Origin of the sequence: Paeniglutamicibacter sp. ORCA_105, from assembly GCF_045798545.1 — a bacterium.
GTDB classification, from domain to species: domain Bacteria; phylum Actinomycetota; class Actinomycetes; order Actinomycetales; family Micrococcaceae; genus Paeniglutamicibacter; species Paeniglutamicibacter sulfureus.
In genome coordinates, this window is record NZ_JBIXLM010000075.1 from 1 (window position 1) to 6,320 (window position 6,320).

The 6,320-nt window shown below is 67.1% G+C and carries 3 protein-coding genes; 1 reads left to right on the forward strand and 2 read right to left on the reverse strand.

The annotated features are described in order from the left end of the window. Positions 1 to 180: 180 nt before the first annotated feature. Entirely contained in the window at positions 181 to 3,108 is a 2,928-nt protein-coding gene (locus tag ACIPUB_RS19900; RefSeq protein WP_407608970.1) for a UPF0182 family protein, read from the reverse strand. 273 nt (positions 3,109 to 3,381) lie between these two features. Next, positions 3,382 to 4,545 (reverse strand): PDZ domain-containing protein, encoded by a 1,164-nt coding sequence (locus ACIPUB_RS19905; protein ID WP_407608971.1) that lies wholly within the window; start codon positions 4,543 to 4,545, stop codon positions 3,382 to 3,384. Positions 4,546 to 4,765: 220 nt separating this feature from the next. Between ACIPUB_RS19905 and ACIPUB_RS19910 the strand changes: the two genes are divergently transcribed. Next, entirely contained in the window at positions 4,766 to 6,265 is a 1,500-nt protein-coding gene (locus ACIPUB_RS19910; RefSeq protein WP_407608972.1) for a zinc-dependent metalloprotease, read from the forward strand. The last annotated feature ends 55 nt before the right edge of the window (positions 6,266 to 6,320 follow it).

Below are 6,320 nucleotides of genomic sequence, written 5' to 3' on the forward strand. Positions count from 1 at the left end.
GCCGAAGGAGAACGGCCCATAGCTGCTCTCGCCGACCAAAGCCGGCAGGTTCAGCAGGATGATGGCGAAGAAGGCCAGAAGTCCTGCCAGCCCCAGCGCGGGGGCGACGCCGGGGGGGCCCCCCCCCCCCCCCCCCGGGCCCGGCCCCACACCTTGATGCCCCGGACAGATCCCTTCGCCTTACGGCGCGGGGGTCTCTGAGGTCGGGGCCTCGGGAGCGGGAGCATCGGTCGCGGGTGCATCCGTCGGTGCCGCGGCACCTGTCAGCGCATCCTGTGCCTCGGTTGCGCGCTCGAGCGCATCCTGCAGCTTGGCCTGCTCCTCGCCGTACTTGGCGAAGTCGCCCTCGGCAAGCGCGGCCTGGCCGGCGGTGATGGCAGCGTTGGCGGCCTGCAGTGCCGCGCTGAGCTGCTGCTCGGCGGTCTGGGTCTCCGGAGGCGTTCCGGGTTCCTCGCCGTTGCCTTCACCTTCACCGTTTTCGCTGGTGACGGCGCCCGAGGTTCCCTCGAACACCTGGTCAAGTGCCTCGCCAAGGGTGTCCGCGAATCCGACCCTGTCGCCGAAGGCAACCAGCACCTTGCGCAATGTCGGGTAGGACGTCTGCCCGGAGGACTGCACGTAGACCGGCTGGACGTAAAGGATGCCGCCGCCAACCGGCAGCGAGAGCAGGTTGCCGTTCTTGACTTCCGAGGCTCCCTGGCGCAGCAGGTTGAGCGCCTGCGACACGGTGGCGTTGGAGTCGAAGTTCTGCTGTGCCTGGCCGGGGCCGGGCACGGAGAGCTCGCGCGGGATGGCAAGCAACCGGAGCTTGCCGTAGCCCTCGGCCTTCACTCCTGCCTCGGTGCCGGCATCGGCCTCCGCGGACAGGAAGCCGAAGAGCACGTTGCGCTGCTGTCCCCCGGCCGCGGTCTGCGGGATGAAGGTCGAAGTCAGCGAGAAGGCTTCCTTGTCCTGGCCCGGCATCCGCAGCGACAGGTAGTACGGGGGCTGCTTGATGCTGGCGTTGGACTGCGTCGGGTCGGAAGGGACCGACCAGGCGTCGTTGGCGTCGTAGAAGCCCCCGGGATCAGTCACGTGGTAGGTGGCGAGCAGTTCGCGCTGCACCTTGAACAGGTCCTCGGGGTAGCGCACGTGGCTCATCAGCTCGGCGGACATGTCCTTGTAGGACTTGATGTTCGTCGGGAAGACCTTCTGCCATGCCTGCAGCAGCGGCTCCTCCGGCTCCCAGGCGTACAGCGTGACCGAGCCGTCGTAGGCGTCGACGGTGGCCTTGACCGAGTTGCGGATGTAGTTGATCTGCCCGGTCTGGGACACCGCACGGGTGCCGCCGGTCAGCGAGTCGGTGACCGCCGAATCCAGTGCCTGCTGCTTGGAGTACGGGTAGTTCTTCGAGGTGGTGTAGGCATCGACGATCCACTGCACACGCCCGTCGACGATCGCCGGGTAGGCGTTGGAGTCCACGGTCAGGTACGGGGCGACCTTTTCCACGCGCTGCTTCGGGTTGCGGTCATAGAGGATCTGCGAGTCCGAGTTGATCGCATCGGAGAGCAACAGGTCGGTCGAGGCGAACTTCAGCGAGTAGACCAGGCGGTTGAAGAAGTTTCCGACCGCGGGTCCGCCGTCGCCGTCGAAGGTGTTGCGGGTGTCCTGGCTGCCCGAGCCGGAGGCCGGTCGGTCAAGCTCGCGCGGCTCCCAGTCGTCGGGTCCGCCGACGATCGAGTAGTCCGGGGACATCTCGCCGAAGTAGATCCGCGGCTCGTAGGTCTCGTCGCTGGCCAGCACGCCCTGGGTGGGGATGCCGGAGAGCATGAAGTCCGGGCGCCCGCCGGCGGCAACGCGGTTGCCGAAGGCTGCGACCAGGCCGTAGCCGTGGGTGTAGGTGATGTGCTGGTTGACCCAGGTGTCGGTCGGGTCGACGTTCACTTCGCGCACACCGATCACGGTGTCCTCGACGGTGCCGTCGATTTCGTACCTGTCCACGTTCAGCGTCGGGGTGAACTTGTAGTAGGTACGGAACTGCTGCAGCTGGTCGAACGCGGCCGAGACCAGGTTCGGGTCCAGCAGGCGGATGTTGGTGGTGGTGGCCCGGTCCTGGGCCAAGGCGTTCTTCTGCGGGTTCAACTCGACGTCGTAATCGGTTTCATCCACCGAGTCCAGGCCGTAGGCCTTGCGCGTCATGTCGATGTTCTTTTGGATGAACTCGCGTTCCAGCGTCTTTTCCGAGGGAATGACCTGGTACTGCTGAACGATGAACGGGTAGATGCCGCCGGCGATGATGACCGTCACCAGCAACATCGCGGTGCCGATGATCGGCAGGCGCCAGCGGCCCATGATGGCAGCGACGATGAAGGTGATCGCCACCAGCACCGCGGCGATGGCGAGGATGGTCTTGGTCGGGATGACGGCATGCACATCGGTGTACAGGGCACCGGCAACGCGGCCGTTCTGCGAGAGCAGCGTGGAGTAGCGGTCAACCCAGAAGTTCACTGCCTGCAGCAGCAGGAAGCCGACGGCGAAGACGGCAATGTGGATGCGTGCGGGCTTGCCGATGACAATGCCGCCGCGCTCCTCGACGCGGATTCCGCCGTACAGGTAGTGGGTGAGCAGGCCGGCGATCCCGGCAATGAGCACGACCGAGATCAGGTACCCGTTGAGCAGGCCGATGAACGGCAGCGAGAACATGTAGAACGACAGGTCCATGCCGAACTGCGGGTCGGCCTCGTTGAAGTCGACCTGGTTGAAGAAGAGCAGCACCTCTTGCCACTGCGAGGTCACCGCGGTGGCGGCGAAGACGCCGACGACGACCGGGATTCCGATCATCAGCAGGCGGCGCATGGGCTCAAGCTGCGACTGGTACTTGGACATCGCGTCCTGGCGCTGCCCGTCCGGCGCGTAGACCGGCCGCGAACGGTAGGCCAGGCGCAGGGAGATCCAGATGGCGAAGGCCATGAGCAGGAATGCCACGATGAAGATCGCGGCCTTGGACAGGTACTCGGTCCAGAACACGCGCTCGAAGCCGAGCTGGTTGTACCAGAGCACATCCGCGTAGACGCTGGAGACGAACACGAAAACGGCAACAAGGATACCGATGACGATGATCGTGGGCATCAGCGGGGATGGGCGTCGCTGACGGGGCTGCGGGTCGGGTCGTCCTTCGGGGCCCCGCGGGGGGCCCTCAAAGGGACTGCCAGTGCCAAAACTCAATTTTTACCTCACCATTGGAACGTTCGGCGCGCGGGAAACGCGCCTGAAATGTGTCTTTGTTCCCATTCTGCCTTGCATCGGCGCCCGGCGAAGCACCCCTAAGGATGATGTCGCGGAAATGTGAGGTGATTGTGACCCGCACCGAGGCGCATCGCAGCCGCGGGCCCGGGGTGCCGGTTAGCCGCAGGCTGGGAACGCGGCGGGGTCCTGGCCCGCGGCGATCCCCTCGACGGCCGCCCGGGCCTCGGCAAGGGTGGCTACCTTGATGACATCGAGTCCGGCGGGGACCCGCCCGGCGACATCGGCGCAGTTCTCCGCCGGGGCCAGGAAGTACTCGGCCCCCTGGTCCTTGGCGCCGACGAGCTTTTGCGCGATCCCGCCGATGGGTTCGACTTTTCCTTCGGCGGTGATGGCGCCGGTGCCGGCAAAGTGCTTGCCCCCGGTCATTTCACCTTCGGTCAGCTGGTCCACGATCGCCAGGGCGAACATCATGCCGGCACTGGGACCGCCGACGTTTTCCAGCCCGAACTTCACCTCCAGCGGGAAGTCGAAGCTGCCCGAGAGCAGGATGCCCAGCTGCCGCTGGCCCGCCGGTCCGGCGTCGGTGCCCACCGTGACCGTCATCGGCTTGCCGTCGCGGGTGATGCCCAGCCTGCTGGGCGACTCCCCCGCCGCGTCGAGCTGTTTCTTCAGCGATTCGAGATCGGTGATTTCCTGGCCGTTGATGGTCTCGAGCCGGTCCGAGACCTTCAGGGCACCGGAATTCCGCTCGGTGGCGAACCCGACCACGCCCAGGTGGCTGGAGTAGGGGATCTCCAGCTCGTGCAGGGCCGCGGCGGTGGAGAGCTGCTGCGAGTCATCCATCATCAGGGTGTTTTGTTCGCTTTGCTCGGTCGTGGTGGTGCCGCGCGGCAGCACAGTCTCCTCGGGGACCACGTCCTCGTCCGGGTTGATCCAGCCCCACAGCACGCTGAAGAACGGCAACCGCTGTTGCCCCCCGCCCTGGACGTACACGGTGGTCATGTCCAATTGCCCGGAGGTGGGGTAGGTCGTGGCCCCGCTGATGTCGAGCAGCCTGGTGCCCTCCACGCTGCCGATGGTGTTCAGCGCCGGACCCGCGGATTCGACCACGAAGTGAGTGGGCAGCAGCGTGGCCACCGCGATGATCACCATGGCGAGCCAGCCGGCCCCCGCGCGCTTGTGGCGCAGCAGGCCCTGGCCGGGATCGGTTGCCGGCCAGCGGTGGGTCAGCGGCCGGTGGTCGGCGCCGTCCGGGTCCGGGGGTGCTCCCGGGGCCACGTCGGTGTGCCGGCCGTGCTCCGGTCCTGGTCCTTCATGCACTGCTGGCACGACTCCCTCTTTCATTGCTCGTGTTCGCGCTCGCGGGGCAGGGGGTTGTACACCTTGCGCCGTGGCATCCTCCAGCCTACAAGCCCCTTGCAGGACCGGGCGTCGTCGGCGCCGGACCACCGAGGACTTCACAGTGTTTTCCGATGTGCCCACAGCGAACTGCAACTCCAGTTCATGTGTTGATGCCGCGGCCCGGGGGTACCGTTGAACCATGGCTGAAAATCCCCCATCAAACCGACCCGACGACTCCGAAAACGATGACGAGAACGCGAAGGACCCGTTCTCCGAGATGTTCGGCTCTCTCTTTGGCGGCGCCGGCGGATTTGACCCCAAGAACCTTCCCGCGGGGCTGGGCGAGGCCATGGGCCTGTCCGACAACCCCGAGGCCATGGCGCAGATGATGGCGCAGGCCCAGGCGATGATGGCAGCGATGGCCAAGGGCGACGGCGGCCCGGTGAACTGGAAGATGGCCACCGATGCCGCACGCCAGTCCATCGCCTCCAACGACCCCTCCATTTCCGCGAACCGCGCCTCGGCCGTGGCAAACGCCGCCCGTCTGGCCGAGATGTGGCTCGATGCCGCAACCGTGTTCGAGGCCGACGGCAGCGAATGCCGGGCCTTCTCCCGCGCCGAATGGGTGGAAAAGACCATGCCGGTGTGGAAGTCGCTGACCGAACCCGTCGCACTGAGCGTCGGCAAGGCCATCACTGCAGCGTTGGGCGAGCAGATCCCCGAGCAGATGCGCCCGATGATGGGTGGGGCGCAGGGCATGCTGCAGCAGCTGGGCGGTACCATGTTCGGCATGCAGCTGGGCACCGCCGTCGGCGGCCTGGCCAAGGACGTGCTCGGCGCCACCGACATCGGGCTGCCGCTGGCCGGATCGGCACCTGCCCTGGTGCCCACCAACATCGCCGCCTTCGGCGAGGGCCTGGAGATCCCGGAGCAGGAAATCCTGCTCTTTGCCGCGCTGCGCGAATGCGCCCACGCCCGCTTGTTCAACCGCGTGCCATGGCTGCGTTCCTCGGTGATTTCCGCCGTCGAGTCCTACGCCCGCGGCATCCACATCGACATGTCGCGCATCGAGGAAGCAGTGCGGGACATCGACCCGATGAACCCCGAGTCCTTCCAGTCGCTGATGGGCGAGGGCCTGTTCATGCCCAAGCGCACCGCTGCCCAGGAAACCGCCCTGGCCAAGCTCGAACTGGTGCTGGCCTTGATCGAGGGCTGGGTCGACGAGGTCGTGGCGGCCGCCGCGGCGAACCTGCCCGGCGCCCCCGGCCTGCGCGAGACCATCCGTCGCCGCCGGGCAGCCGGCGGGCCGGCGGAGAACGCCTTCGCCTCCCTGGTGGGCCTGGAACTCCGTCCGCGCCGCCTGCGCGAGGCAGCTGCCCTCTGGGCTCACCTGCTGGAGGAACGCGGGCTGGAGGGACGCGACGGGATCTGGGCGCATCCCGACCTGCTGCCCACCGATGAGGATCTCAAGGACCCGCAGGGATTCACTTCCCGTCGCCAGCTGGCCGAGGCCAGCATGGACGACATCGATGCGGCGCTGAGCAAGTTGCTGGCCGGCGGCTTCGACGAACCCGAGGCCGGCAAGGACGAGGCCTCGGACGCCCCGGAGGAACCCGGGAAGCCAGATTCTCCCACCGACACCGAGACCGAGACCGAGACTGACAAGGGTCCGGAACCGGGGAGCCCCGGCGACAAGTAGTTGTGACCAACGACAGGGGGGGGGGGGGGGGGGGGGGGGGGGGGGGGGGGGGGGG

Coding starts and splice junctions, on each gene's coding strand:
- ACIPUB_RS19900 (WP_407608970.1), bottom strand. CDS start 3,108: ATGCCCACGATCATCGTCATCGGTATCCTTGTTGCCGTTTTCGTGTTC.
- ACIPUB_RS19910 (WP_407608972.1), top strand. CDS start 4,766: ATGGCTGAAAATCCCCCATCAAACCGACCCGACGACTCCGAAAACGAT.